Annotated in this window: 26 protein-coding genes; 12 read left to right on the top strand and 14 right to left on the bottom strand. The window is 67.1% G+C overall.

The genetic code is table 11. From position 1 onward, the window contains the following. Positions 1–327: 327 nt before the first annotated feature. The 5 genes from glnA (at position 328) to ntrC (ending at position 5,807) form a co-directional block, all read left to right on the top strand. A complete protein-coding gene (glnA, locus tag PotMrB4_RS26450) occupies positions 328–1,731 on the top strand; it encodes a glutamate--ammonia ligase (RefSeq protein WP_044405511.1) in 1,404 nt (467 codons plus the stop codon). Between the two features lie 196 nt (positions 1,732–1,927). Next, positions 1,928–2,479 (top strand): DUF4124 domain-containing protein, encoded by a 552-nt coding sequence (locus PotMrB4_RS26455; protein ID WP_172434877.1) that lies wholly within the window; start codon positions 1,928–1,930, stop codon positions 2,477–2,479. A 2-nt stretch (positions 2,480–2,481) separates the two neighbouring features. Next, positions 2,482–3,099, top strand: a complete 618-nt coding sequence (locus PotMrB4_RS26460; RefSeq protein WP_172434878.1) for a DUF4124 domain-containing protein — start codon at positions 2,482–2,484, stop codon at positions 3,097–3,099. A 189-nt stretch (positions 3,100–3,288) separates the two neighbouring features. After that, a complete protein-coding gene (gene glnL, locus PotMrB4_RS26465; protein ID WP_044405420.1) occupies positions 3,289–4,374 on the top strand; it encodes a nitrogen regulation protein NR(II) in 1,086 nt (361 codons plus the stop codon). Next, on the top strand, positions 4,371–5,807 hold the full coding sequence (ntrC, locus tag PotMrB4_RS26470; RefSeq protein ID WP_044405418.1) for a nitrogen regulation protein NR(I): 1,437 nt from the start codon (positions 4,371–4,373) through the stop codon (positions 5,805–5,807). The genes glnL and ntrC overlap by 4 nt, the downstream gene beginning before the upstream one ends. 628 nt (positions 5,808–6,435) lie before the next feature. On the opposite strand, the gene PotMrB4_RS26475 is transcribed toward ntrC, so the two are convergent. Then, complete coding sequence (locus PotMrB4_RS26475; protein WP_232060772.1) at positions 6,436–6,810, bottom strand: hypothetical protein; 375 nt, start codon at positions 6,808–6,810, stop codon at positions 6,436–6,438. A gap of 64 nt (positions 6,811–6,874) precedes the next feature. On the opposite strand from PotMrB4_RS26475, the gene PotMrB4_RS26480 reads away from it, so the two are divergent. Beyond that, positions 6,875–7,336: a tRNA (cytidine(34)-2'-O)-methyltransferase gene (locus PotMrB4_RS26480; RefSeq protein WP_044405415.1), complete on the top strand. Its 462-nt coding sequence runs from the start codon at positions 6,875–6,877 to the stop codon at positions 7,334–7,336. A 67-nt stretch (positions 7,337–7,403) separates the two neighbouring features. Here PotMrB4_RS26480 and secB read toward each other — a convergent pair whose 3' ends face one another. From secB to PotMrB4_RS26495, 3 genes are read right to left on the bottom strand one after another with little or no spacing between them, the layout of a single operon-like run. Further along, complete coding sequence (secB, locus tag PotMrB4_RS26485) at positions 7,404–7,874, bottom strand: protein-export chaperone SecB (RefSeq protein WP_044405414.1); 471 nt, start codon at positions 7,872–7,874, stop codon at positions 7,404–7,406. 36 nt (positions 7,875–7,910) lie between these two features. After that, complete coding sequence (gene grxC, locus PotMrB4_RS26490; protein WP_044405413.1) at positions 7,911–8,165, bottom strand: glutaredoxin 3; 255 nt, start codon at positions 8,163–8,165, stop codon at positions 7,911–7,913. 1 nt (position 8,166) lies between these two features. Next, positions 8,167–8,580, bottom strand: coding sequence for a rhodanese-like domain-containing protein (locus tag PotMrB4_RS26495; RefSeq protein ID WP_172434879.1), 414 nt, complete (start codon positions 8,578–8,580; stop codon positions 8,167–8,169). Between the two features lie 143 nt (positions 8,581–8,723). On the opposite strand from PotMrB4_RS26495, the gene gpmI reads away from it, so the two are divergent. The 5 genes from gpmI (at position 8,724) to PotMrB4_RS26520 (ending at position 15,569) form a co-directional block, all read left to right on the top strand. After that, on the top strand, positions 8,724–10,259 hold the full coding sequence (gpmI, locus tag PotMrB4_RS26500; protein WP_172434880.1) for a 2,3-bisphosphoglycerate-independent phosphoglycerate mutase: 1,536 nt from the start codon (positions 8,724–8,726) through the stop codon (positions 10,257–10,259). Positions 10,260–10,385: 126 nt separating this feature from the next. Continuing rightward, positions 10,386–11,648, top strand: coding sequence for a murein hydrolase activator EnvC family protein (locus PotMrB4_RS26505; RefSeq protein WP_172434881.1), 1,263 nt, complete (start codon positions 10,386–10,388; stop codon positions 11,646–11,648). Between the two features lie 31 nt (positions 11,649–11,679). Further along, positions 11,680–13,014 carry a S41 family peptidase gene (locus tag PotMrB4_RS26510; protein ID WP_074973843.1) on the top strand — a complete coding sequence of 445 codons (1,335 nt, stop codon included), beginning with the start codon at positions 11,680–11,682 and terminating at the stop codon, positions 13,012–13,014. 1 nt (position 13,015) lies between these two features. Further along, entirely contained in the window at positions 13,016–13,999 is a 984-nt protein-coding gene (locus PotMrB4_RS26515) for a divergent polysaccharide deacetylase family protein (RefSeq protein WP_232060773.1), read from the top strand. A gap of 70 nt (positions 14,000–14,069) precedes the next feature. Continuing rightward, positions 14,070–15,569 carry a hypothetical protein gene (locus tag PotMrB4_RS26520; RefSeq protein ID WP_172434882.1) on the top strand — a complete coding sequence of 500 codons (1,500 nt, stop codon included), beginning with the start codon at positions 14,070–14,072 and terminating at the stop codon, positions 15,567–15,569. Between the two features lie 46 nt (positions 15,570–15,615). Here PotMrB4_RS26520 and PotMrB4_RS26525 read toward each other — a convergent pair whose 3' ends face one another. The 9 genes from PotMrB4_RS26525 to PotMrB4_RS26565 all read right to left on the bottom strand — a co-directional run bounded on the left by PotMrB4_RS26525 (position 15,616) and on the right by PotMrB4_RS26565 (position 22,551). Beyond that, positions 15,616–16,371, bottom strand: coding sequence for a substrate-binding periplasmic protein (locus PotMrB4_RS26525; RefSeq protein ID WP_069559958.1), 756 nt, complete (start codon positions 16,369–16,371; stop codon positions 15,616–15,618). 134 nt (positions 16,372–16,505) lie between these two features. Next, complete coding sequence (locus tag PotMrB4_RS26530; RefSeq protein WP_172434883.1) at positions 16,506–17,261, bottom strand: substrate-binding periplasmic protein; 756 nt, start codon at positions 17,259–17,261, stop codon at positions 16,506–16,508. A 134-nt stretch (positions 17,262–17,395) separates the two neighbouring features. After that, entirely contained in the window at positions 17,396–18,166 is a 771-nt protein-coding gene (hisF, locus tag PotMrB4_RS26535; RefSeq protein WP_044405405.1) for an imidazole glycerol phosphate synthase subunit HisF, read from the bottom strand. Positions 18,167–18,188: 22 nt separating this feature from the next. Then, positions 18,189–18,485: a chorismate mutase gene (locus tag PotMrB4_RS26540; RefSeq protein WP_142013648.1), complete on the bottom strand. Its 297-nt coding sequence runs from the start codon at positions 18,483–18,485 to the stop codon at positions 18,189–18,191. A gap of 4 nt (positions 18,486–18,489) precedes the next feature. Continuing rightward, the gene (gene hisA / locus PotMrB4_RS26545; RefSeq protein WP_044405404.1) at positions 18,490–19,227 is read right to left on the bottom strand and encodes a 1-(5-phosphoribosyl)-5-[(5-phosphoribosylamino)methylideneamino]imidazole-4-carboxamide isomerase; all 738 of its coding nucleotides are present in this window, start codon (positions 19,225–19,227) and stop codon (positions 18,490–18,492) included. Between the two features lie 40 nt (positions 19,228–19,267). Further along, a complete protein-coding gene (locus PotMrB4_RS26550) occupies positions 19,268–19,525 on the bottom strand; it encodes a DUF2164 domain-containing protein (protein ID WP_044405403.1) in 258 nt (85 codons plus the stop codon). A 4-nt stretch (positions 19,526–19,529) separates the two neighbouring features. Next, positions 19,530–20,168: an imidazole glycerol phosphate synthase subunit HisH gene (gene hisH, locus PotMrB4_RS26555; protein WP_044405402.1), complete on the bottom strand. Its 639-nt coding sequence runs from the start codon at positions 20,166–20,168 to the stop codon at positions 19,530–19,532. Continuing rightward, on the bottom strand, positions 20,168–20,761 hold the full coding sequence (gene hisB, locus PotMrB4_RS26560; RefSeq protein ID WP_069559962.1) for an imidazoleglycerol-phosphate dehydratase HisB: 594 nt from the start codon (positions 20,759–20,761) through the stop codon (positions 20,168–20,170). The genes hisH and hisB overlap by 1 nt, the downstream gene beginning before the upstream one ends. 131 nt (positions 20,762–20,892) lie before the next feature. Further along, on the bottom strand, positions 20,893–22,551 hold the full coding sequence (locus tag PotMrB4_RS26565; protein ID WP_172434884.1) for an OFA family MFS transporter: 1,659 nt from the start codon (positions 22,549–22,551) through the stop codon (positions 20,893–20,895). 170 nt (positions 22,552–22,721) lie between these two features. On the opposite strand from PotMrB4_RS26565, the gene PotMrB4_RS26570 reads away from it, so the two are divergent. Then, positions 22,722–23,123 (top strand): acetyl-CoA sensor PanZ family protein, encoded by a 402-nt coding sequence (locus PotMrB4_RS26570; RefSeq protein WP_074973856.1) that lies wholly within the window; start codon positions 22,722–22,724, stop codon positions 23,121–23,123. On the opposite strand, the gene PotMrB4_RS26575 is transcribed toward PotMrB4_RS26570, so the two are convergent. After that, positions 23,120–24,334, bottom strand: a complete 1,215-nt coding sequence (locus PotMrB4_RS26575; protein WP_172434885.1) for a sterol desaturase family protein — start codon at positions 24,332–24,334, stop codon at positions 23,120–23,122. The genes PotMrB4_RS26570 and PotMrB4_RS26575 overlap by 4 nt on opposite strands. Positions 24,335–24,486: the final 152 nt, after the last annotated feature.

A 24,486-nucleotide genomic window follows, 5' to 3' on the forward strand; every position in this document is an offset into this window, starting at 1 on the left:
AAACTGCGCCCGCAAAGGCGACGGAAAAAGAGGGGCGCGGATTATAGCGGAAATTGTTCAAGCTTTGACCAAAATCAATCACGCACCACAATCGAGCACCAATAAGGTGCACGACACATCAAACCGGCACGTTTATGGTGCGCAAAACTGTGCACAAACCGGCCGCAGTCCCCGCCCTGCCTGAGCTGTGGGGCTCCGGCCCATTCCTGGGCACTGGCACGCAAATTGCTCCCTTGTGAGGCAGGTCGCCCTGGCGGACTATCCCGCCCCGGCTTCACCTTTATTGGGGGTCGCATGAATGCCGCCCTCATCCACCTGGAGGACAACATGTCGAAGTCGCTTCAACTGATTAAAGAACACGACGTGAAGTGGATTGATCTGCGCTTCACCGACACCAAAGGCAAGCAGCAGCACGTGACCATGCCGGCCCGTGACGCCGACGACGATTTCTTCGAACACGGCAAGATGTTCGACGGTTCGTCCATCGCCGGCTGGAAAGGTATCGAAGCCTCCGACATGATCCTGCTGCCGGATGACAGCACCGCCGTCCTGGACCCCTTCACCGAAGAGCCGACCCTGATCCTGGTCTGCGACATCATCGAGCCGAGCACCATGCAAGGCTACGACCGCGACCCGCGCGCCATCGCCCGTCGCGCCGAGGAATACCTGAAGTCCACCGGTATCGGTGACACCGTATTCGTCGGTCCGGAGCCCGAGTTCTTCATCTTCGACGAAGTGAAGTTCAAGTCCGACATCTCCGGCTCCATGTTCAAGATCTTCTCCGAGCAGGCCTCCTGGAACACCGACGCCGACATCGAAGGCGGCAACAAGGGCCACCGTCCGGGCGTGAAGGGCGGCTACTTCCCGGTACCGCCGGTCGACCACGACCACGAAATCCGTACCGCCATGTGCAACGCCCTGGAAGAAATGGGCCTGGTGGTCGAAGTTCACCACCACGAAGTGGCCACCGCCGGCCAGAACGAGATCGGTGTGAAGTTCAACACCCTCGTTGCCAAGGCTGACGAAGTCCAGACCCTGAAGTACTGCGTGCACAACGTCGCCGACGCCTACGGCAAGACCGTGACCTTCATGCCGAAGCCCCTGTACGGCGACAACGGCTCGGGCATGCACGTTCACATGTCCATCTCCAAGGATGGCAAGAACACCTTCGCTGGCGAAGGCTATGCCGGCCTGTCCGATACCGCCCTGTACTTCATCGGCGGCATCATCAAGCACGGCAAGGCGCTGAACGGCTTCACCAACCCGTCCACCAACTCCTACAAGCGTCTGGTGCCCGGCTTCGAAGCCCCGGTCATGCTGGCCTACTCCGCCCGCAACCGTTCCGCCTCGATCCGCATCCCGTACGTCAACAGCCCGAAAGCCCGCCGCATCGAAGCGCGCTTCCCGGACCCGGCTGCCAACCCCTACCTGTGCTTCGCAGCCCTGCTGATGGCCGGCCTGGACGGCATCCAGAACAAGATCCACCCCGGCGATGCCGCCGACAAGAACCTGTACGACCTGCCGCCGGAAGAGGCGAAAGAGATCCCGCAGGTGTGCGGCAGCCTGAAGGAAGCCCTGGAAGAGCTGGACAAGGGCCGTGCCTTCCTGACCAAGGGCGGCGTGTTCTCCGACGACTTCATCGATGCCTACATCGAGCTGAAGAGCGAAGAAGAGATCAAGGTGCGCACCTTCGTGCACCCGCTGGAATACGACCTGTACTACAGCGTCTGATCCAGTCGCCTGCCCAGGCAGCGTGCCGCACCAGCGGCACGTTTCGAGAGGCCTCCTTCGGGAGGCCTTTTTTCATCCCCGCAACCCGTTCCCGGCCCGGGTTTTCAGCGACACCGCACAGCACCGGCAGCCCGAACTTGCCAGCACCGCCTACCGATGCAAGGCTTAGCGCCATTCCCATCCGGAGAGACCGGCCATGCGCCCCATGCTCGCCTGCCTGCTGCTGACGCTCGCCCTGCCCGCCAGCGCGCAGATCTACAAGTACACCGACGCCAACGGCCACACCGTGTTCACCAACCAGCCGCCGGAAGGGGGCAAGGTGGAAACGGTCGACCTGCCGCCGACCAACACCGTCGAGGCCCAGAAACCCGTTGCCCCGCCGCCGGTTACGCCCGAGAAGAAGGCCAGTGCCGCCTACGAACAACTGAGCCTTGAATTGCCGGATGAAGAGGCCCTGCGCGCCAATAACGGTACCTTCAGCGTTCCGGTACGCATAAAGCCACGCCTGCAGCCTGGCCACAGCCTGCGCCTGGTGATGGACGGACAACCCTACGGCGAGCCAGCCAATGTGCCCCGCTTGCAGGTGGTCAGCGCGGACCGGGGCGAACACAGCCTGGCTGTCCAGGTGCTGGTGGGTGACAAGGTGCTACAGCAGAGTGATGCCCAGACCTTTACCCTGCAGCGGGTCAATACCCATAGCCCGGCCCTTCGCCCGAAACCTATTCCCAAACCCACTCCCAAACCCTAGTCATGCGCACGCTCCTGCTCTGCCTGCTTATCGCCAGCCTGCCCGCCGTCGCCCAGGTCTACACCTACGTCGACGAGGAGGGAAACCGCGTCTTCACCGACCAGCCCAAGCCCGGCAATGCCAAGCGCATCGAACTGGCCCCCTCCAACGCCATGACCCCGCAGCGCGGCGCGCCGCTGGTGGCGCCGCCGGCCCCCATCCCCCGCGAACAGGGCTACCAGGTGCTGCGCATCCTGATCCCCGAGCCTGATGCCACCGTCACCGGCGACGGCGGCCTGATCGTCACCGCCACCAGCGATCCGGTACTGCGCGACGGCCACAACTACCGCCTGGTGCTCGACGGCAACGTCCAGGGTGAGCCCGGCCGCAGCCCGGTCTTCCCCCTCAGCAACCTGGACCGGGGCACCCACCAGCTGGCGGTGGAGATCATCGACACGCAGGGCCGCGTGGTGGAGCGCACACCCAACCAGCCGGTGCATGTGAAGCGCGTGTCCCTCGACCAGAAGCGCCGTGTGAACCCCTGCAAGAAAGCCGACTGGGGCGTGCGCCCCGAATGCCCGCTGAAGGACAAGCCGAAAGAGCCGGACAAGGGCATCATCGGCATCCTGCCGTTCCTCTGATCGCGCCTCGCACCATTTCGGTGCGAGCAGGCGCACCACTTTCTATACTCTCCCCATTTTGGTTCGCCCGCTGCGCCCCGGCATGCGCCGTCGCGTGGCCGGGTACCGCTGTGGGCGGCATTCCGCGCGTCTTTTCAGGGCTTGGTTTGCTTCTTGCATTTTCCCGCGCATCGCCGAGATGACCGACCCATGACCATCAACGACGCCCTGCATCGACTGCTGCTCGACAACCTGACCACCGCGGTGATCCTGCTCAATGCCGACCTGCGCCTTGAGTACATGAACCCGGCGGCGGAAATGCTCCTGGCCGTCAGCGGCCAGCGCAGCCACGGCCAGTTCATCAGCGAGCTGTTCACCGAATCCCCCGAGGCCCTGGCGTCCCTGCGCCAGGCCGTGGAACAGGCCCACCCCTTCACCAAGCGCGAGGCCATGCTGACCTCGCTCTCCGGGCAGACCATCACGGTGGACTACGCGGTGACGCCCATCCTCAACAAGGGCGCCACCCTGCTGCTGCTGGAAGTGCACCCCCGCGACCGCCTGCTGCGCATCACCAAGGAAGAGGCCCAGCTCTCCAAGCAGGAAACCACCAAGCTGCTGGTGCGCGGCCTCGCCCACGAGATCAAGAACCCCCTGGGCGGCATCCGTGGCGCTGCCCAGTTGCTGGCCCGGGAGCTGCCCGAGGAAAGCCTGAAGGACTACACCAACGTCATCATCGAAGAGGCCGACCGCCTGCGGAACCTGGTGGACCGCATGCTCGGCTCCAACAAGCTGCCGCAGCTGGCCATGACCAACGTCCACGAGGTGCTGGAGCGCGTCTGCAGCCTGGTGGAGGCCGAGAGCCAGGGCGGCGTCAACCTGGTGCGCGACTACGACCCGAGCATCCCGGACGTGTTCATCGACAAGGAACAGATGATCCAGGCCGTGCTCAATATCGTGCGCAACGCCATGCAGGCCCTGTCCGGCCAGAACGACCTGCGCCTGGGCCGCATCACCCTGCGCACCCGCACCCTGCGCCAGTTCACCATCGGCCACACCCGCCATCGCCTGGTGGCCAAGGTGGAGATCATCGACAACGGCCCGGGCATCCCCCCCGAGCTGCAGGACACCATCTTCTACCCCATGGTCAGCGGGCGCCCGGACGGCACCGGCCTCGGCCTGGCCATCGCCCAGAACATCATCAGCCAGCACCAGGGCCTGATCGAGTGTGAGAGCCACCCCGGCCACACCGTCTTCTCGCTCTTCCTGCCGCTGGAACAAGGAGCCGCATCCTCATGACCCGAAGTGAAACCGTCTGGATCGTCGACGACGACCGCTCCATCCGCTGGGTGCTGGAAAAGGCCCTGCAGCAGGAAGGCATGACCACCCAGAGCTTCGACAGCGCCGACAGCGTGCTCAGCCGCCTGACCCGGCAGCAGCCGGACGTGATCATCTCCGATATCCGCATGCCCGGAGCCAGCGGCCTGGACCTGCTGGCGCGCATCCGCGAGATGCACCCGCGCCTGCCGGTGATCATCATGACCGCCCATTCCGACCTGGACAGCGCAGTCGCCTCCTACCAAGGCGGCGCCTTCGAGTACCTGCCCAAGCCGTTCGACGTCGACGAGGCCGTTTCCCTGGTCAAGCGCGCCTTCCAGCACGCCCAGGAACAGCAGAACCTGGTGGCTCCGGCCAACCAGCCGCGCACCCCGGAAATCATCGGCGAAGCGCCGGCGATGCAGGAGGTGTTCCGCGCCATCGGCCGCCTCAGCCACTCCAACATCACCGTGCTGATCAACGGCGAATCCGGCACCGGCAAGGAACTGGTGGCCCATGCGCTGCACCGCCACAGCCCGCGCGCCGCCTCGCCCTTCATCGCCCTGAACATGGCGGCGATCCCCAAGGACCTGATGGAGTCCGAGCTGTTCGGCCATGAGAAAGGCGCCTTCACCGGCGCGGCCAACCAGCGCCGTGGCCGCTTCGAGCAGGCCGACGGCGGCACCCTGTTCCTCGACGAGATCGGCGACATGCCCGCCGACACCCAGACCCGCCTGCTGCGGGTGCTGGCCGATGGCGAGTTCTACCGCGTGGGCGGCCACACCCCGGTGAAGGTGGACGTGCGCATCATCGCCGCCACCCACCAGAACCTGGAAAACCTGGTACAGGCCGGCAAGTTCCGCGAGGACCTGTTCCACCGCCTCAACGTCATCCGCATCCACATCCCCCGGCTGTCCGACCGCCGCGAGGACATCCCCGCCCTGGCCCGCCACTTCCTCGCCCGCGCGGCGCAGGAACTGGCCGTGGAGCCCAAGCTGCTCAAGCCGGAGACAGAGGAATACCTGAAGAACCTGCCCTGGCCGGGCAACGTGCGCCAGTTGGAGAACACCTGCCGCTGGATCACCGTGATGGCCTCGGGCCGCGAGGTGCATGTCGACGACCTGCCGCCGGAACTGCTCACCCAGCCCCAGGACGCCGCCCCGGTCACCAACTGGGAGCAGGCCCTGCGCCAATGGGCCGACCAGGCCCTGGGCCGTGGCCAGTCCAGCCTGCTGGACACCGCCGTGCCCGCCTTCGAGCGGATCATGATCGAGACCGCCCTGAAGCACACCGCCGGCCGCCGCCGCGACGCTGCCGTGCTGCTGGGCTGGGGGCGCAACACCCTCACCCGCAAGATCAAGGAACTGGGCATGAAAGTGGACGGTGCCGACGAGGACGACGGCGACGACGCCTGACCCCTCCCCGCCCTCCAAGGCCGCCTGCGGGCGGCCTTTTCATTGGCAATCGCTCTGCAGCAGGCCTTTCAACGCATCAGCCGCCTGCCCCGCACCTGTGCAACCGCTCGATCGGATGCCCCAGCCCTGTGCCGAAGCGCGGGCTCAGCGTCTACCTATCAGAGCCCCTTTCAGCCCTCCGCAAAGGCACTGCCTGAACGGCTGCAGGCCGCGTATCCACTGGCTTTCAGCGTTATCCACAGCCGACAGAGCCACGCCGGAACGCAACTTGGCACAGCCTCTGCATTGGTCCTGGTACGTACAGTTTCAGGGGCCCTTGGTACAGGCAGGCCGAGAAGCCCCCTCTTTATGTGCACCACCCGCTGCCCGGTCCCGCGTCGAGCCCCGCTCCGCGACCGAACAGCGGCAAACCCTTTCGGGGGCCCAGGTACAGGCAGGCCGGGGATTCCCCTTTCTTACAACCGCTCGCCGCCGTCGCCCCAGGCACGGCAACGGGCAAGACCCTTTCGGGGACCTTGGTACAGGCAGGCCGGGGAATCCCCTTTCTTGTAGCGCTCAAGCCACGCACCGTGGCGAGCAGCCTTCAGGGGCTTCGGGTACAGGCAGGCCCGGAGCCCTTTTCTTTTCCCTACCCTTCGTGCAGGTCGATGGACAGGCGCCACTGGCCGTCCACCCAAGCCCCCTGCCACTCGCCCTTCAACGGGCGCATGGCCACGAAGTGCAGCACCGCCCCGGCGGGCGTCATCTGCAATCGCCAGTTCACCGGTCGCCCCGCCATCTGCAGGCGCCCCTGGGCCGACTGGGCGCGCGCTTCGAAGACGAAGGCCAGTGCGCCGTCACGGTGCTCGGCGGTCTGGCGCGGCGTGCGGTTGAACCACAGCACCAGGCCACCCTCGGCCACCTCGATGCGCTCCAGGCGGGTGGGCTCGGGCTCGGTGAGGCGGCCGATCATCATTCCCAGCAGCAGGCCGAAGATCGCCAGCGAGCCGATGAAGCGCGGCAACAGACGCCTACGCTCGTCCTTTTCGGCGCTAGAATGCCGCCCTGTTTCGGGCTCGGGGCCACGCATGTTCCACGTCATCCTCTTTCAACCGGAAATCCCGCCAAACACGGGCAACATTATCAGGCTGTGTGCCAACTCGGGCTGCGACCTGCACCTGATCGAGCCCCTGGGCTTCGAGCTGGACGACAAGCGCCTACGCCGTGCCGGGCTGGACTACCACGAGTACGCCACCCTGCGGCGTCATCCCGATCTGGACAGCTGCCTGGCCAGCCTCGGCCACCCCCGGGTGTTCGCCTTCACCACCAAGGGCAGCCGGCTGTTCCACGATGTCGCCTTCGAGAAGGGCGACGCGTTTCTCTTCGGCCCGGAGAGCCGCGGCCTGCCGGACGACGTGCGCAACGCCCTGCCCGAATCCCAGCGCCTGCGCCTGCCGATGCGCCCGGGCTGCCGCAGCCTGAACCTCTCCAACAGCGTCGCCGTGGCGGTCTACGAGGCCTGGCGCCAGCACGGCTTCTGCCTGGACTGACCCCGGGCCGGTCGCCGCCAACAAAAAAAGCGCCCCGAGGGGCGCTTTTTCATGGAGCCGGAACGGCTCAGGCCTGGGCTTCACCACCCTGGATACGCGCCATTTCCTGGGCGTACAGGGCATCGAAGTTGACCGGGGAGAGCATCAGCGCCGGGAAGGAGCCGCGCACCACCAGGCTGTCCAGGGTTTCGCGAGCGTAGGGGAACAGGATGTTCGGGCAGAAGGCGCCCAGGGTGTGGCTCATGGACGCCGCATCCAGGCCCTTGATCAGGAAGATGCCGGCCTGCTGCACTTCCGCGATGAAGGCGGTTTCCTCGCCGTTCTTCACGGTCACGGACAGGGTCAGCACGACTTCGTAGAAGTCGCCGTCCAGGTTCTTCTGGCGGGTGTTCAGGTCCAGCGCGACGCTGGGGGACCACTCCTGGCGGAAGATCTCGGGGCTCTTGGGGGCCTCGAAGGACAGGTCACGCACGTAGATGCGCTGCAGGGAGAATTGCGGTGCGGCTTCCTGGGAAGCGCCGTTTGCTTGTTCAGTCATTTGGCAGAACCTTCTTGTTCGTCCGTTACCGGAGGGTCAAGCCTCGAGCAGGGCATCCAGCTTCCCGGCCCGCTCCAGGGCATAGAGGTCGTCACAGCCGCCCACATGGGTCGGGCCGATCCAGATCTGGGGCACCGAGGTGCGGCCCGCCTTGCGGGTCATCTCGGCGCGTACATCGGGCTTCCCGTCCACCTTGATCTCTTCGTACTGGACGCCCTTGCTCTGCAGCAGCTGCTTGGCTCGCATGCAGTAGGGGCACCAGTCGCTGGAATAGATGACGACGTTCGGCATTTCACTTCACCAGGGGCAGGTTTTCGCCGCGCCAGCTGCCGATACCGCCGGACAGCTTGAGCGCATTGAAACCGGCCTTCTTCAGGTCACGGCAAACGGTGCCAGCATGCTGGCCCATGGCATCGACCACGATGATGGCCTTGTCCTTGTGCTTTTCCAGCTCGGCCATGCGGGCGGCGAGCTTCTCGAAGGGGATGTTCAGGGAGTCGACGATGTGGCCGGTGCCGAAATCCTTCACCGAGCGCACGTCCAGCACCAGGCCCTGGTCGGCGTTGACCAGCGCGGTCAGCTCGCGGGTGCTCACCGCACGACCGCTGCGGCGCAGTTCATGGGCGATCAGCAGCACCAGCAGGACGACGAAGATAGCGCTCAGCACATAGTGGTTAGTGGCAAATTCAATCAGGTGGGCAAGCATCGACGGGTCCCGGGGCGGTAAAATGCCGGCCAGTATACACAGCGCCACAGGTCCACCAAACCCCGGCCAGCGGTGACGTACAAGGAACTTGTACGTAAAATGCCGCTCCCTTTTTGCTCACGCCCCCTTGCGAGTCGGACGCCATGACAGCCACGCCCAAACCCCTGGTCCTGATCATCCTGGACGGCTTCGGTCACAGTGACAGCCCGGACTACAACGCCATCCACGCCGCCCGCACCCCGGTCTACGACCACCTGCGCGCGACCCAGCCCAACGGGCTGATCTCCGGCTCCGGCATGGACGTGGGCCTGCCCGACGGGCAGATGGGCAACTCCGAGGTGGGCCACATGAACCTGGGCGCCGGCCGCGTCGTGTACCAGGACTTCACCCGCGTCACCAAGGCCATCCGTGACGGCGAGTTCTTCACCAACCCGGTGATCGTCGACGCCGTGGACAAGGCCGTCGCCGCCGGCAAGGCCCTGCACTTCATGGGCCTGCTCTCCGATGGCGGCGTGCACAGCCACCAGGACCACCTGGTCGCCATGGCCGAACTGGCCGCCCAGCGCGGCGCCGAGAAGATCTACCTGCACGCCTTCCTCGACGGCCGCGACACCCCGCCCAAGAGCGCCCAGCCCTCCATCGAACTGCTCGACGCCACCTTTGCCCGCCTCGGCAAGGGCCGCATCGCCAGCCTGATCGGCCGCTACTACGCCATGGACCGCGACAACCGCTGGGACCGCGTCGAAGCCGCCTACAACCTGATCACCGAAGGCCGTGGCGAATTCGCCGCCGCCACCGCCGCCGAAGGCCTGGCCGCCGCTTATGAGCGCGGCGAGAGCGACGAGTTCGTCAAGGCCACCACCATCGGCGCGCCGGTGCGGGTGGAAGACGGCGATGCCGTTGTGTTTATGAACTTCCGCGCCGACCGCGCCCGCGAGCTGTCCCGCGCCTTCGTCGAGCCCGGCTTCAAGGAATTCGCCCGTGCCCGCGAAATCGCCCTGGCCGGCTACGTGATGCTGACCCAATACGCCGCCAGCATCCCCGCCCCCAGCGCGTTCAAGCCCGAATCCCTGAACAACGTGCTCGGCGAATACCTGGCCAACAACGGCAAGACCCAGCTGCGCATCGCCGAGACCGAGAAGTACGCCCACGTCACCTTCTTCTTCTCCGGCGGCCGCGAAGAGCCCTTCGCCGGCGAAGAGCGCATCCTCATCCCCTCGCCCAAGGTCGCCACCTATGACCTGCAGCCGGAGATGAGCGCCCCCGAGGTCACCGACCGCATCGTCGACGCCATCGAGCACCAGCGCTACGACGTGATCATCGTCAACTACGCCAACGGCGACATGGTCGGCCACACCGGCGTGTTCGAGGCCGCGGTCAAGGCCGTCGAGTGCCTGGACACCTGCCTGGGCCGCATCACCGCCGCCCTCGACAAGGTCGGCGGCGAAGCGCTGATCACCGCCGACCACGGCAACGTCGAGCAGATGGAAGACGAAGCCACCGGCCAGGCCCACACCGCACACACCTGCGAGCCCGTGCCCTTCATCTATTACGGCAAGCGCCCCGCCCGCATCCGCGAAGGCGGCGTCCTCGCCGATGTGGCCCCCACCGTGCTGACCCTGATGGGCCTGCCGGTGCCGCCCGAGATGACCGGCACCCCGATCGTCGAGCTGAAATGACCCCGGGGCAGACCGCCGGCCCCTCGGATTGGTCCGAATGCCCCGGTGCGCAGGCCCCGGGGCGTTTTTTTTACAGAGCGTGACGGGCATACTAGGCCGGTCCTCCCGCCTGGTGACGCACCCCTCATGTTCCGCGCCTTCACGTTCCTCCTCTGCGCCTGCCTCCTGGCACCGGCCTTCGCCGACGAACGCGCCCAGACCCAGCAGCAGCTGGACCAGGCCGCCAAGGACGTCGCCGAGCTGAAGAAGCTGCTCAAGCAGCTGCAGGAGGAGAAATCCGGCGTCCAGGCCGACCTGAAGAAGACCGAGTCCGACATGGGCCAGCTGGAGAGGCAGGTCAAGGACCTCCAGCAGGAGCTGGACAAGGGCGAAGGCGAGGTGAAGCGCCTGGATCAGGAGAAAAAAAAACTCCAGGGCGCGCGCGCTGAACAGCAGCGGCTGATCGGCATCCAGGCCCGCGCCGCCTACCAGAGCGGCCAGCAGGAATACCTCAAGCTGCTGCTCAACCAGCAGAACCCCGAGAAGTTCGCCCGCACCCTCACCTACTACGACTACCTCAGCCAGGCGCGCATGGAGCAGCTGGCCACCTTCAACGAGACCCTGCGCCAGCTGGCCAACGTCGAGCGCGACATCGCCACCCAGCAGGCCGCCCTCGTCGAGCAGAAAAGCGCCCTGGACGGCCGCCGCGAGCAGCTCGCCGCCCTGCGCAAGGAGCGCCAGCTGGCCCTGGCCAAGCTCAACCGCGACGTCAGCGACCGCGACCGCAAGCTCAAGGCCCGCGAGCAGGAACAGGCCGAGCTCGGCCGCGTGCTCAAGACCATCGAGGAAACCCTGGCCCGCCAGGCCCGCGAAGCCGAGGAAGCGCGCAAGCACGAACTGGCCGAGCGCCAGCGCCAGGAAGAAGCCCTCAAGCGCACCCCCGGCACCCCGCCGCGCACCGTCGAAGGCCCGCTGGTCTCCAGCGCCGGCACCTCCTACGGCGGCCCGTTCTCCAGCGCCCGGGGCAAGCTGCCCTGGCCAGTGAATGGTCGCCTGGTGGCGAGATTTGGAACTCCGCGCGGCGAAGACGAACGAACCAAGTGGGACGGGGTGCTCATCGGAGCCTCCGCCGGCAGCCAGGTGCGCGCCATCCATGGCGGGCGCGTGGTGTTCGCCGACTGGTTGCGCGGCGCCGGGCTGCTGGTCATCCTCGACCACGGCAACGGCTACCTGAGCCTGTATGGCCACAACCAGAGCCTGTTGAAGAACGCCGGCGACGTCGTCAAAGCCGGTGAGTCCATTGCCACCGTCGGCACCACCGGCGGCCAGGACACACCCGCGCTGTATTTCGCCATCCGCCAGCAGGGGCGCCCCAGCGACCCCGCGCAGTGGTGCCGAGCGCAAGGATAAGCGCCACCCAATCCCGTAGGAGTTGATACGCATGCCGCATCTGTCCCGCCTTACCCCCCTGGCCATGGCCCTGGCGCTGCTCGTGGGCTCGCCGCTCATCCACGCCGCCCAGGAGTCCAAAGCCGCCGCGCCCGCTGCAGCCGCACCGGCCCCGGCCCCCGGCAAGGCGCCCCTGCCCCTCGACGAGCTGCGCACCTTCGCCGAGGTGCTCGACCGCATCAAATCGGCCTACGTCGAGCCGGTGGACGACAAGACTCTGCTGGAGAACGCCATCAAGGGCATGCTCAGCAACCTCGACCCGCACTCCGCCTACCTCGAACCCGAAGCGTTCCAGGAGCTGCAGGAAAGCACCAGCGGTGAATTCGGCGGCCTGGGCATCGAAGTGGGCACCGAAGACGGCTTCATCAAGGTCGTCTCGCCCATCGACGACACCCCCGCCTCCAAGGCCGGCATCCAGCCGGGCGACCTGATCGTCAAGATCGACGGCCAGCCCACCAAGGGCCTGTCGATGATGGAAGCGGTCGACAAGATGCGCGGCAAGGCCGGCAGCCCCATCGTCCTGACCCTCGTGCGCGAGGGCGGCCAGCCCTTCGACGTCGAGCTCAAGCGCGCGGTGATCAAGGTCAAGAGCGTCAAGAGCCAGCTGCTGGACAAGAACTACGGCTACATCCGCATCACCCAGTTCCAGGTCAACACCGGCGAGGAAGTGGGCAAGGCCCTGGCCAAGCTGCGCAAGGACAACGGCGACAAGAAGCTCGCCGGCCTCGTGCTGGACCTGCGCAACAACCCCGGCGGCGTGCTCCAGGCCGCGGTGGAAGTGGCCGACCACTTCCTCACCAAGGGCCTGATCGTCTACACCAAGGGCCGCATCGCCAACTCCGAGCTGCGCTTCTCCGCCGACCCGGCCGACGCCAGCGAAGGCGTACCGCTGGTGGTGCTGATCAACGGCGGCAGTGCCTCGGCGGCCGAGATCGTCGCCGGCGCCCTGCAGGACCAGAAGCGTGGCGTGCTGATGGGCACCGACAGCTTCGGCAAAGGCTCGGTGCAGACCGTGCTGCCGCTGAACAACGACCGCGCCCTGAAGCTCACCACCGCGCTCTACTTCACTCCCAACGGCCGCTCCATCCAGGCCCAGGGCATCGTCCCGGACATCGAGGTCAGCCGCGCCAAGGTGACCCGCGAGCAGGACACCGAGAACTTCAAGGAAGCGGACCTGGCCGGCCACCTCGGCAACGGCAACGGCGGCGCCGACCGTCCCAGCTCCAGCAAGGGCAAGGCTGCCGCCGCGCGCCCACAGGACGACGACTTCCAGCTGAACCAGGCCCTCAACCTGCTCAAAGGGCTCAACGTCACCCGCGGAGAGTAGGGTGCGTCGTCGTGCCTGGCTGCTCGCGCTGCTGTTCGGCGCGCTGGTGGCCGAGGCCCGCGAGCCGTTGCCACCCCTGCCCCGGCTGCCCCTGGCGGCGCCGGAGCAGGCGCCGGTGGCCCAGCCGGAGCCGATCCGGCCGGGCCCGCTGGTCCTCAACCCGCGGGCTCCCACTGTCGGTGCCTCACCGGCACCCGCCCACGCACCTGTTCCTGTTCCCGCGCCTACACAACCCACGCCAACTCCGGCCAAACCCTCGGCCAAGCCCGCTGCACCGGCCAGTCACGCTCGGCCCCGCCTGGCGCTGATCATCGACGACCTGGGGCAGACCCCTGAGCGCGACCGCCGCGTCCTCGCCCTGCCGGCCACCGTCGCCCTGGCGATCATCCCCGACACCCCTCACGCCACCGACCTGGCCCGGCGCGCCCACGACGCCCGCCGCACGGTGATGCTGCACCTGCCGATGGACCCCGCTGGCGGTCCCTTCGCCTGGCACCCCGGCCTGCCGGAGGCCGAGCTGGCCCGGCGGCTGGATGCGGCGTTCACCGCCGTGCCCTACAGCCAGGGCGTGAACAACCACATGGGCAGCCGCATGACCGCCCAGCCCGAGGCCATGGCCTGGCTGATGAAGCGCCTGCAGGCCGACCACCGCTTCTTCGTCGACAGCCGCACCAGCGCCGCCACCGTCGCCGCCGCCGAAGCGCAGAAGGTCGGGCTGGCCAGCCTCTCCCGGGATGTGTTCCTCGATGACGACCAGCACCCCGAGGCCATCGCCCGGCAGTTCGAGGCCGCCCTCAGCCTGGCGCGCAAGCAGGGCACTGCCGTGATGATCGGTCACCCTCACCCGGCCACCCTCGCCCTGCTCGAACGCGAGCTGCCGCGCCTGGCCGCCCGCGGCTTCGAGCTGGTGAGCGTGCCGCAGATGATCGCCCTGCGCAGCAACCGCGCCATGGCCGCCCACGGCAAGGGCGGCCAGTACCGCTAGCACCGCGCCAGCCTGGGCAAGCGCGCGCCTGGGCTATAGGCTGGCCGCCCGCCCTGAACGGAAGCCCGCCATGCCCCTCCGCCGTGACCACTTCGTACCGCTCGCCGCCGTGGCCCTTGCCGCCGTGGTGCCCCTCGGCTTCATCTGGATCATCACCAGCGCCAAGCTGGAACTGGGTGGCGCCAGCCCCGACGAGGCCGTGGTCGGCAGCGTCGAACGCATCGAGCAGCGCGCCATGGAGCAGTACTGCACCGGCGTCGTGGCCACGCCACGCAATACCTGGCTGGTGGGACGCATGGAAGGCGACCGCTCCGAGGACGAAGCAGTAGGCCAGGACCTCGGCCAACTGATCCGTGGCGAGAAGAAGCCCGACGACGGCGACGAACCGAGCACCTTCACCCCGTTCTTCGGCGGCCTGTCCCGTGAAGCACAGACCACCTACCTGTCGCGGCTGGATGAGCAGGGCCGCTTCGTCCAGGTCGCCCGCCTGGACGAGACCGCCTGCCTGGTAGCCAATGCCGACGGCAGCAGCCTGTTCCTGCTGACCGGCGTGGATCGCCCCGGCAAGGACCCGCTGGAGGGCCTGCAGCAGACCGTGGTGCTGCGCAGCGATGACCAGGGCGCCACTTGGCAGGTGCTATCGGACGGCTTCTTCCCCGAGGCCGACAACCTGGCCTGGTCCCTCAAGCCCTACTTCCACGATGCCGACCAGGTCTGGGCCTGGGCCACCCTGCCGCAGAGCGCCACCCCCAGTGCGGCGTACGACTACGAGCCCGACACCGTCGCCGACAACCGTGCCGGCCTCTACTACTCCCCCGATCGCGGGCGTACCCGCCAGGCCCTGGCCGCTTCGGAGAACCTGCTGGTGGGCCTGGACGAGATCCGCAAACGCGCGCCCGCCGACGCCGAGTGGGGCGACAGCGCCGGGACTTTCGGCACCATCACCCCGCACGTCTGGCAGTACGACGACGACCACGCGGCGCTGTGGATCGGGCAGTCCTTCCTCTACGGCAAGCCCGGCGGGCGCTACCTCGACACCCCGCTGTTCGTCACCACCCGCGCGGAGCTGGTCCGCGAAGGCGGGCAATGGCGCATCGGCCCGCTGCAGCGGGACACCGGCGTGCTGGTGGAAGAGCTGGTGGGCACCGGCCAGGGCCAGGTGTACGGCGTGATCAGCCGGGAGGGCGAACGGGCCACGGAAGTGGCCGAGTGGCAGCGGGACAGCGGCACCTGGCAGGTCAACGGCGCGTTGCCCACGCCCTTCTGGCCGCTCCCGGCGTCCAGCGGGCTGCGGGGGTTCCTGGCGGGTAACGGCGTGCTGCTGACCAATACCGACAGTCGCTACGAAGTGCCCCAGTGGCTGTACCCCACGGAGGATGGCGAGTCGGCGCGTATTTCAGCGGATGCGGTGTTCTATTCCCGCGACGGCGGCCGCTCCTGGTCGCGCCTGGCCATCGCCGGCTACCTGGGCGTGCTCGGGCTGGACCGCAATCAGGACCAGGTGTTCTGGGCCAAGGGCAACTGGTACGACAGCAACGACCGGCGCATCTATCGCTACGGACTGAAGTAAGGCGAAGCCGGCGCTCCATTAAGGCGCGCCGGCTCGGAGGTGCTACTCAGAGGTAGTTCTTGGTCGCTTCCTCGACGAAACCTTCGGCGCGCATCTGGTCCAGGGCCTTCTGCAGTCGCTCGATCACCTCGTCGGGAGTGTCCTTGTTGAAGGCCAGGTACAGCTCGACCTCGTTGAAGCGCAGCACGGTCTGCAGCCCGGTCACGCCTTCCTGCTTGGCCAGGTAGCGTCCCACCGGGTCGGTGGTCGCCCACAGGTCGATCTGGCCCTTCTCCAGCTTCTTCACGTTCTCCTGGTCACGCAGGGCGTTCTGCGGGCTCAGGCCCTGGGTCTCCAGGTACTGGCTGACGGCGTCGTTCTTGTAGGCACCGATGCGGTACTGCCCGGCGCTCTTGAGGTCCTTCACGCTCAGCGTGCTGCCCGGCGCAGCCAGCAGCACCCAACCGCTCTTGGCCAGCGGACCGACCCACTTGAACTGCGGCTTGCGCTCTTCGGTGTAGGTGGTGGAGAACAGGCCGTAGTTGGGCTTCTCCTGGGTCAGGCGGTAGAGGCGATCCCAGGGGAAGCGCAGGGTCAGGTTGTAGGAGATGCCGGCGCGCTTGAACATCTCGCGGACGATATCGGTGCTGATGCCGTCGATGCCGTCGTCACGGGCGAAGTTCTTGTCGTCGACCGCCATGTTGAAGGGCGGGAAGTTCTCGGTGAGCAGGACCACCTTGTAGTCGGCCGGAAGCTCGGCGCGAGCCGCCAGGGAAAGGGTGATCAGGCCCAGGGCCAGAAGAGGTCTGAATAGCTTGTGCATCGTTCTACCGCTCGCGTTGGTGTTGTGATTATGGCCAGCGGCATCCCTGCGTGGGCACGGTCCCACAGACGTTCACTCAGCCCGTCCTGCCATCCAATGGCAAGCGACCGGCTGTTGGGCCGGTCGCGAGGTTCTTACAGGTAGCTGTTGATGGTCTTGTCCACGAAGCCTTCGCTGCGCAGTTGCTCCAGGGCGTCCTGGAGCTTCTTGACCACCTCGTCCGGCACGTTTTTGTTCAGCGCCAGGTACAGCGGGGTCTGGTTGAAGCGCAGCACGGTCTTCAGACCGGTGATGCCTTCCTGCTTGGCCAGGTAGCGGCCAGCGGGATCGCCGGTGGCCCAGAGGTCGATCTGGCCCTTCTCCAGCTTCTTGGCGTTTTCCTGGTCACGCAGGGAGGCCTGCGCCTCGATGCCCTTGTCGGTCAGGGCCTGGTGGATGGCATCGCCCTTGTAGGCGCCCACCTTGTACTGCTTGGCCTGGTCCAGGCTGCTGACGCTGATGGTGCTGTCACCACGGGCCAGCAGGACCCAGTCGTCCGGACCGATGGGGCCGACCCACTTGAAGGAGGCCTCGCGCTCCGGCAGGCGGGCGGTGACGAAGATGCCGTAGTCGGGCTTCTCCTGCGCCAGCTTGTAGATGCGGTCCCAGGGGAAGCGCAGGGTCATGGTGTACTTGACCCCGGCGCGCTTGAACATTGCCTGCACGATGTCGACAGCGATCCCGTCGATGTTGTCTTCCTGGGCGAAGTTCTTCCCGTTGATCGCCATGTTGTACGGCGGGAAGTTCTCCGTCAGGAGCACCACGGTGTAGTTTTCGTCCACTTCGGCGCGAACGGTCCCGGCGAGCACCAGGAGAGTGCTCGCCAGGGCGAGCAGGAGGCGTTTCGACATATGCAACTACCTTGTAAGGAGGATGGGTAAAACCAACGGGCCTGACCCCGGGTACAGGGTATCGGCCTCGGCTGCCCAGGCTGCGAACCGGATCACGGTTGCAGCCAAAGCATAAATGAAGGCAAGAATCGTGCTCAGCGCACCACGATGCCCCGGCTGGCCAAGTAGGCCTTCGCCTCCGGAACAGTGTATTCGCCGAAATGGAAAATGCTCGCGGCCAGCACCGCATCGGCCTTGCCGTCGAGGATGCCGGCGGCCAGGTGCTCGAGATTGCCGACGCCACCGGAGGCGATCACCGGGATGCGCACACGCTCGCTGATGGCGCGGGTAACGCCCAGGTCGTAACCGCTCTTCACGCCGTCCTGGTCCATGCTGGTCAGGAGGATTTCCCCGGCACCCAGCTCTTCCATCTTCGCCGCCCAGGCCACTGCATCGAGCCCGGTGGGCTTGCGGCCGCCGTGGGTGAAGATTTCCCAGCGAGGCGTCTCGCCCGGCGCGGAGACCCGCTTGGCGTCGATGGCGACCACGATGCACTGGGAGCCGAAACGCGAGGCCGCTTCGCCGACGAACTCGGGGTTGAACACCGCGGCGGTGTTGATGGAGACCTTGTCGGCACCGGCGTTGAGCAGGTTGCGGATGTCCTGCACGGTGCGCACGCCACCGCCCACGGTGAGCGGGATGAACACCTGGCTGGCCATGCGCTCGACGGTGTGCAGCGTTGTATCGCGGCCGTCGACGCTGGCGGTGATGTCGAGGAAGGTGATCTCGTCAGCCCCCTGTTCGTCGTAGCGGCGGGCGATCTCCACCGGGTCACCGGCGTCGCGGATGTTCTCGAACTTGACGCCCTTCACCACGCGGCCGTTGTCCACGTCGAGGCAGGGGATGATGCGTTTGGCTAAAGCCATGTTCTCTCTCCTACTGCCGCCCTCAGGCGGAAGGATTCAGGGCCGCGTGCTCGGCCAGCTCGGCGTCGATGAAGGCGTTGATCATTGCCCGGTAGACCTGCTCGACGACCTCGACGGGTGCACCGTTCTCGGCCGCCAGCGCCCTGACCTTGGCGATCACCTGCTCCACGCGCTGCGGCGCGCGGACGGCATCCGCGTCGGTCTTGAAGCGCGCCGCCTGACGGACATAGCCGCTGCGCTCGGCCAGCAACTGGACGATGCGCCGGTCCAGCGCGTCGATCTGTTCCCTGACCTGCTCGATGGACTGGCACTCGACCATGGGATCAGCCCTTGTAGCTGTCGCAGAAGGCCTGGGCCTCGGCGACGTCCAGGGTGCCTTCGTAGATGGCGCGACCGGTGATGGCACCGATGATGCCGGGGGCCTTGGCGGCCAGCAGCTTCTCGATGTCGCCCAGGTTGTGGATACCGCCGGAGGCGATCACCGGGATGCGGCTGGCAGCGGCCAGGGCCGCCGTGGCCTCGACGTTGCAGCCCTGCATCATCCCGTCCTTGGCGATGTCGGTGTAGACGATGGCGGAGACGCCATCGGCCTCGAAGCGGCGGGCCAGGTCCACGGCCTGCACGCTGCTCACCTCGGCCCAGCCGTCGGTGGCGACGAACCCGTCCTTGGCGTCCAGGCCGACGATCACCTTGCCGGGGAAGGCCTTGCAGGCCTCGGTGACGAACTCGGGCTCCTTCACCGCCTTGGTGCCGATGATCACGTAGCTGACGCCGGCCTTGACGTAGTGCTCGATGGTTTCCAGGGAGCGGATGCCGCCGCCGATCTGGATCGGCAGGTTCGGGTAGCGCTTGGCGATGGCGGTGACCACCTCGCCGTTCACCGGCTTGCCTTCGAAGGCGCCGTTGAGGTCCACCAGGTGCAGGCGGCGGCAGCCACCGTCCACCCACTTGGCGGCCATGCTCACCGGGTCGTCGGAGAACACCGTGGAGTCTTCCATGCGGCCCTGGCGCAGGCGCACGCAGGCACCGTCCTTCAGATCGATAGCGGGGATAATCAGCATCGGTTCAACCTGTTCGAAGTCAGTGGAGTCGGCGGTGCGCTCAGGCTTTCTCGAGCGCCCACAAGTCGCTCTCGATGCTGTCGAACCTGTCTTTCAGGTGCGCCTGCACGTCGGAGATCGCCTTGTTATAGAAATGCGGAGCGAATTCGCGGGCGAAGAAGTCCAGGACTTCCTCGGCCTCGAAGGAACCCAGCTCCAGTTCGAAGCGGTCGGCCATGAAACGCTTGATGGCCAGTACGGCGTCCTGGGTCTGGGTCGCGTCGAGTTGCAGGCTGGGGGCCTTCTTCCCGCGGCTCATGGGTTTACCAGCGGCCGTCCCAGGCGGCGAAGTTCTGCAGCAACTGCAGGCCGTGGGTGTGGCTCTTCTCCGGGTGGAACTGCACGGCGAAGCGCGAGCCCTCGGCCAGCGCGGCGGCGAAGTCCTTGCCGTAGTGGCCGCGACCGACCACCTGCTTGGGGTTGCCGGCCTCGATGTAGTAGCTGTGCACGAAATAGAAGCGCGCCAGGTCCGGGATGTTGTGCCAGAGCGGGTGGGCCACGCTCTGCTGCACCTCGTTCCAGCCCATGTGCGGCACCTTCAGCGGCTCGCCGGCTTCGGCCAGGTCCTTGCCGAAGAAGCGCACCTGGCCCGGGAACAGGCCGATGCAGTCGACGCCGTCGTTCTCCTCGCTGTGCTCCAGCAGCGCCTGCATGCCGACGCAGATGCCGAGGAACGGGCGGTCCTTGCTGACCTCGGCTACCAGGCTGTCGAAGCCCAGGCGGCGGATCTCGGCCATGCAATCGCGGATCGCCCCCACGCCGGGGAACACTACGCGGTCCGCCTCGCGGATCACGCTGGCGTCACTGGTGACCAGCACACGGCCGGCGCCGACGTGCTCCAGGGCCTTGGCAACCGAGTGCAGGTTGCCCATGCCGTAATCGATGACTGCGACGGTCTGCATCAGAGCACGCCCTTGGTGGACGGCATCTGGCCGGCCATGCGCGGGTCAAGCTCGATGGCCATGCGCAGGGCGCGGCCGAAGGCCTTGAAGACGGTCTCGATCTGGTGGTGGGTGTTGTGGCCACGCAGGGTGTCGATGTGCAGGGTCACCAGGGCGTGGTTGACGAAGCCCTGGAAGAACTCCTGGAACAGGTCCACGTCGAAGCCGCCGACGGTGGCGCGGGTGAAGGGGACGTGCATCTGCAGGCCGGGGCGGCCGGAGAAGTCGATCACCACGCGGGACAGCGCCTCGTCCAGCGGGACATAGGCATGGCCGTAGCGGACGATGCCCTTCTTGTCGCCAATGGCCTGGGCGAAGGCCTGGCCGACGGTGATGCCGACGTCTTCCACGGTGTGGTGGTCGTCGATGTGCAGATCACCCTTGCACTCGATGTCGAGGTCGATCAGGCCATGGCGGGCGATCTGGTCGAGCATGTGCTCGAGGAAGGGCACGCCGATGTCGAAGCGGGCCTTGCCAGTGCCGTCCAGGTTGATCGAGACCTTGACCTGGGTCTCCAGGGTGTTGCGCTCAACGGATGCCTTACGTTCGGCCATCACCAACTCCGCAAAATCATTGGGCGAAAGGGGCGACATTATAGGCCGAGTTTTCCACAGGCTTGAAGCCGATCGGCGGAGGAAGCCGGGCGATGCCGGCAAGACGCCGACATCGCCCGGTGCAGGGACGATCAGCCGAACAGTGCGGCGGTCTTCTGCAGGGTGATCCACACACCCCAGGCCAGCGGCAGGCCGACGGCCAGCCAGGCGGCGATCACCAGCGGGCGGCTGGACGGGTCGGCCGACCACTCCAGCACCTGGGTGCTCTGGCTGGCGTCATGGCCGATGGCGCGCTCGGCGGCCAGCTCGGCGTCGGTCATGAAGTACTTCGGCGCCACCGGGCGCACCAGCAGGTTGCACAGGAAGCCCAGCACCAGCAGGCCGGCGAGGATGTACAGGGTGATGTCGTACGCGGCAGCGCGCTCGACCCCCACGCTCAGCTGGTACTCACGGATGTAGTTCACCAGCACCGGACCGAGGATGCCGGCGAAGGCCCAGGCCGTCAGCAGGCGGCCGTGGATGGCACCGACCATCTGGGTGCCGAACAGGTCCGCCAGGTAGGCCGGCACGGTGGCGAAGCCGCCGCCGTACATGGACAGGATCAGGCAGAAGCAGAAGACGAAGAACGCCACGCTGCCCAGGTGACCGGTCCAGGGCACCAGCGCGTAGAGCAGGAAGCCCAGGGCGAAGAACACGAAGTAGGTCGCCTTGCGGCCGATCAGGTCGGAGAAGGACGCCCAGAAGAAGCGGCCACCGATGTTGAACAGGCTCAGCAGGCCGGTGAAGCCGGCCGCAATCGCGGCGATCTGCGCCAGCTGCGCGGCATCCAGCTCGTTGAAGCTCAGGTGGTTGCCGATCAGCTTGCCGCCGAACACTTCCTGCAGCAGGGGCGAGGCCATGCCGATGATGCCGATGCCGGCGGAGACGTTCAGGCACAGCACGGCCCAGACCAGCCAGAACTGCGGGGTCTTCCACGCGGTGTTCACGTGGACGTGGCCCTTGGTGATCATCGCGTTGTTGGCCTTCTTCACCGGCGCGGTCCAGCCCTCGGGCTTCCAACCGGTCGGCGGCACGCGGTACGCCAGGGCGCCGCCCACCATGAAGATGAAATAGACCACCGCCATCACCACGAAGCTCTGCCACACACCGACGCTTTCAGCGCTGGCGAAGTGGTTCATCAGCTCGGCTGCCAGCGGCGCGCCGACCATGGCACCACCGCCGAAGCCCATGATGGCCATGCCGGTCGCCATGCCGCGCTTGTCCGGGAACCACTTGATCAGGGTCGAAACGGGCGAGATATAGCCCAGGCCCAGGCCGATGCCGCCGATCACCCCCAGGCCGACCCACATCAGCCAGATCTGGTGGATGTAGACGCCGAAGGCCGAGATCAGCAGACCACCGCACCAGCAGAAGGCCGAGACCAGGCCGGCCTTGCGCGGGCCGGCGTGCTCCAGCCAGCCACCCCAGATGGCGGCCGAGCAGCCGAGGAAGATGAAGAACAGGGTGTAGATCCAGCCCAGCATGGAGATCGGCCAGTCACACTCGCTGGAGAACACCTGGGCGATGAAGCTCATCTCCGGGGAGCAGGCCACCGGCGCAGTGATGCCGATGGCCTTGGACAGCGGCAGCCAGAACACCGAGAAGCCATAGGCCATGCCGATGCAGAGGTGGATGGCCAGGGCCGCCGGCGGCACCAGCCAGCGGTTGAAGCCCGGTCGGGCGATGGTGCGCTCCTTGGAAAGGAACGCGGGCCGGACGGCATCGCCGCCCAAGCTCAGGGTACTGCTCATTGTGTCGTTATCCTGTTTTTTTGATATGCACGCAGGTGGGTCGGACGGCGCGCACAGTCTCCCCACGCACCGCCCACAAACTCACACTAGCAGGCGAAACAATCCCACGATGATTCGGCCTGCGGCGCGTATTATCCGGACCCCACCCCCTGGCCTCAACAAGGACACCCATGCCTGTCATCGTCGAACGCCCCACCCAGCTCAGCGAGCAGGACCGCACCGACCTGGGCCGCATCTACGCCGACGCCCCGGCCTGGCTGCTGCCGCCCTATGCCGACGCCGGGGACCTGGTGGCGCAAGGCCTGGCGGAGGGCCGGCTGCTGACCGGCCGCTTCAACGACCGCCTGCTGGGCGCCGCCCTGCTGCGCTGCGAACGTGACGCCTGGCGGCTCTCCCACCTGTGCGTGCGCAGCGTCACCCGCCGCCGGGGCGTAGCCCGCCGCCTGCTGGACGAGGCCACCCGCCTGGCCCGCGAGGCCGGCTGCGAACTGCGCCTGCAGGGCCCCCAGGACCATCTGGAAGCCCAGGCCCTGGCCGCCCGGCTGCACCTGCCCCTCGACCCGGCCTGCTAGGCCGGCACCACCGACGGGCGCTCCCGCAGCAGCCAGCCGAGCCAGAGCAGGCTGGCCAGGTGGAACCCCGCCAACGCCCAGCCGACCCAGGCCGGGCCGCCCGCCCACAGCACCCAGCCCATCGCCAGCACGGCCAGCCCCAGCTGCCGCGCGCCCTCCAGCCGGGGGGCCAGGCGCTGCCCGTCGAACAGCAGCCCCAGGCTCACGCAGCCCCAGAGGATCGCCAGCACCAGCAGCCAGGGTTCCCAGGCCAGGGCCTGGCGCACGCTGAGCAGAAACGCCAGCGCCAGCAGGTTGATCACCAGGAACTGCGCCAGCGCATAACCCGTCAGGCTCGCCCCGTGGCGCGGCTCATGGCGGGGCCCGTCCATCGACGGCCAGGGATGCTGGCGCACGTCCGCCGGGCGCCAGCCGGTGGGCATCCACCACAGCCGCAGCTTGTCCCACCAGGAGCGGGTCGCCCGCGCATCGGCCCACAGCAGGCGCCACCAGCTGAACTGCAGGCGCAGCGGGTCGAAGGTGCGCACCGGCGTGGTCACCCCGTACACCACCGGCTCGTCCTCCTCCTGCCAGGTGCCGAACAGCCGGTCCCAGAAGATGAACACCCCACCGTGATTGCGATCGATGTAGCGCGGGTTCTGCCCGTGGTGCACCCGGTGCAGGGACGGCGTCACCAGCACCTTCTCCAGCCAGCCGAGGCGACCGATGTGCTGGCTGTGGATCCAGAACTGGTAGGCCAGCTGCACCCCGAGCAGCACCAGGAACAGCGGCAACGGCAGCCCCAGCAGCGCCAGGGGCAGGTAGAAGGGCCAGTCGAAGGCGGTCTGGAACGCGCCCTTGCGCAGCGCCGTCGACAGGTTGAAGTCCTCACTGGAATGGTGCGGCTGGTGCGCGCCCCACAGCAGGTTGTAGCGGTGCAGGGTGCGATGCGCCCAGTAGAAGCAGAAGTCCACCGCCACGAAGCCCCCGAGCCACACCCAGGGCGAGGTCGGGTCCAGCTCCAGCAGGCGCGCGTGCTCGTAGAGCCAGGCGTAGGGCAGCACCAGCAACAGGCGTAGCGGCCCCTCCAGCACCACCCGCAGCACGGCGGTGTTGACGCTGGTGGCCGCATCGGCCAGGCGGTAGGTGGAACGCCCGCTGCGCCGCTCGTAGGCCAGCTCCAGCAGGATCAGCAGGATGTACAGCGGAAAGGCCAGCACCGCCACGTTCATGGCGCATCTCCCGTTCTTGTCGTTGTGCAGCGCAGACTAGACCAGCCGCCGCCCCCGTCACGCGACGGCACACGCCAGTCAGACGGGCCGCAGGCGCCAGCCCGGTGAACCGCCGCCACGTTTGGCCATCAAACAGCACAACCGCTGGCGCT

The sequence above is a fragment of the Metapseudomonas otitidis genome (assembly GCF_011397855.1).
Classification (GTDB): Bacteria; Pseudomonadota; Gammaproteobacteria; order Pseudomonadales; family Pseudomonadaceae; genus Metapseudomonas; species Metapseudomonas otitidis.

What these genes read in the sequence shown, in the direction of transcription:
- grxC (WP_044405413.1), bottom strand. Translation starts at nt 8,165, where the DNA reads ATGCCGAACGTCGTCATCTATTCCAGCGACTGGTGCCCCTACTGCATG.
- PotMrB4_RS26570 (WP_074973856.1), top strand. Translation starts at nt 22,722, where the DNA reads ATGCCTGTCATCGTCGAACGCCCCACCCAGCTCAGCGAGCAGGACCGC.
- ntrC (WP_044405418.1), top strand. Translation starts at nt 4,371, where the DNA reads ATGACCCGAAGTGAAACCGTCTGGATCGTCGACGACGACCGCTCCATC.
- PotMrB4_RS26565 (WP_172434884.1), bottom strand. Translation starts at nt 22,551, where the DNA reads ATGAGCAGTACCCTGAGCTTGGGCGGCGATGCCGTCCGGCCCGCGTTC.
- PotMrB4_RS26505 (WP_172434881.1), top strand. Translation starts at nt 10,386, where the DNA reads ATGTTCCGCGCCTTCACGTTCCTCCTCTGCGCCTGCCTCCTGGCACCG.
- PotMrB4_RS26460 (WP_172434878.1), top strand. Translation starts at nt 2,482, where the DNA reads ATGCGCACGCTCCTGCTCTGCCTGCTTATCGCCAGCCTGCCCGCCGTC.
- PotMrB4_RS26530 (WP_172434883.1), bottom strand. Translation starts at nt 17,261, where the DNA reads ATGTCGAAACGCCTCCTGCTCGCCCTGGCGAGCACTCTCCTGGTGCTC.
- PotMrB4_RS26480 (WP_044405415.1), top strand. Translation starts at nt 6,875, where the DNA reads ATGTTCCACGTCATCCTCTTTCAACCGGAAATCCCGCCAAACACGGGC.
- PotMrB4_RS26575 (WP_172434885.1), bottom strand. Translation starts at nt 24,334, where the DNA reads ATGAACGTGGCGGTGCTGGCCTTTCCGCTGTACATCCTGCTGATCCTG.
- PotMrB4_RS26455 (WP_172434877.1), top strand. Translation starts at nt 1,928, where the DNA reads ATGCGCCCCATGCTCGCCTGCCTGCTGCTGACGCTCGCCCTGCCCGCC.
- hisB (WP_069559962.1), bottom strand. Translation starts at nt 20,761, where the DNA reads ATGGCCGAACGTAAGGCATCCGTTGAGCGCAACACCCTGGAGACCCAG.
- hisF (WP_044405405.1), bottom strand. Translation starts at nt 18,166, where the DNA reads ATGGCTTTAGCCAAACGCATCATCCCCTGCCTCGACGTGGACAACGGC.
- hisA (WP_044405404.1), bottom strand. Translation starts at nt 19,227, where the DNA reads ATGCTGATTATCCCCGCTATCGATCTGAAGGACGGTGCCTGCGTGCGC.
- PotMrB4_RS26510 (WP_074973843.1), top strand. Translation starts at nt 11,680, where the DNA reads ATGCCGCATCTGTCCCGCCTTACCCCCCTGGCCATGGCCCTGGCGCTG.
- gpmI (WP_172434880.1), top strand. Translation starts at nt 8,724, where the DNA reads ATGACAGCCACGCCCAAACCCCTGGTCCTGATCATCCTGGACGGCTTC.
- PotMrB4_RS26550 (WP_044405403.1), bottom strand. Translation starts at nt 19,525, where the DNA reads ATGAGCCGCGGGAAGAAGGCCCCCAGCCTGCAACTCGACGCGACCCAG.
- PotMrB4_RS26525 (WP_069559958.1), bottom strand. Translation starts at nt 16,371, where the DNA reads ATGCACAAGCTATTCAGACCTCTTCTGGCCCTGGGCCTGATCACCCTT.
- PotMrB4_RS26520 (WP_172434882.1), top strand. Translation starts at nt 14,070, where the DNA reads ATGCCCCTCCGCCGTGACCACTTCGTACCGCTCGCCGCCGTGGCCCTT.
- secB (WP_044405414.1), bottom strand. Translation starts at nt 7,874, where the DNA reads ATGACTGAACAAGCAAACGGCGCTTCCCAGGAAGCCGCACCGCAATTC.
- hisH (WP_044405402.1), bottom strand. Translation starts at nt 20,168, where the DNA reads ATGCAGACCGTCGCAGTCATCGATTACGGCATGGGCAACCTGCACTCG.
- glnL (WP_044405420.1), top strand. Translation starts at nt 3,289, where the DNA reads ATGACCATCAACGACGCCCTGCATCGACTGCTGCTCGACAACCTGACC.
- glnA (WP_044405511.1), top strand. Translation starts at nt 328, where the DNA reads ATGTCGAAGTCGCTTCAACTGATTAAAGAACACGACGTGAAGTGGATT.
- PotMrB4_RS26540 (WP_142013648.1), bottom strand. Translation starts at nt 18,485, where the DNA reads ATGGTCGAGTGCCAGTCCATCGAGCAGGTCAGGGAACAGATCGACGCG.
- PotMrB4_RS26495 (WP_172434879.1), bottom strand. Translation starts at nt 8,580, where the DNA reads ATGCTTGCCCACCTGATTGAATTTGCCACTAACCACTATGTGCTGAGC.